The sequence below is a fragment of the Streptomyces doebereineriae genome (assembly GCF_031845645.1).
Taxonomy (GTDB): Bacteria; Actinomycetota; Actinomycetes; order Streptomycetales; family Streptomycetaceae; genus Streptomyces; species Streptomyces canus.
In genome coordinates this window covers 1-450 of sequence record NZ_JAVREZ010000312.1, presented here as the reverse complement: position 1 = coordinate 450, position 450 = coordinate 1, and the positions used below count along the sequence as shown (strand labels likewise).

At 72.2% G+C, this 450-nt stretch carries 1 protein-coding gene; it reads left to right on the top strand.

Translation table 11 applies throughout. The features are described 5' to 3' along the window. On the top strand, positions 1-450 hold a 450-nt coding region (locus RNB18_RS52040), incomplete at both ends, for a pirin family protein (RefSeq protein WP_311721062.1).

The following is a 450-nucleotide window of genomic DNA, read 5'->3' as shown; positions in this document are numbered from 1 at the left end:
CTTGATCGCGAGGCCGTGCCCGCCGTCTGCGGTGGCCGCGGCTTCGTCGTGGCGGAACCCGTACGGGAACTCCTCAGCCCGCGGCACGTCAAGCTCGGCGAGTCCACCGAGGTCCGCCGCCTGCTGCCCAACCTGGGCCGTCGCATGGTCGGAGCCTGGTGCTTCGTCGACCACTACGGTCCCGACGACATCGCCGACGAGCCCGGCATGCAGGTCCCGCCGCACCCGCACATGGGCCTGCAGACGGTGAGCTGGCTGCACGAGGGCGAGGTGCTGCACCGCGACTCGACCGGCAGCCTCCAGACCATCCGCCCACGGGAACTGGGCCTGATGACCTCCGGCCGGGCGATCAGCCACTCCGAGGAAAGCCCCAGGTCGCACGCCCGCTTCCTGCACGGCGCCCAGCTGTGGGTGGCGCTGCCGGACAGCGACCGGCACACCGACCCGCAC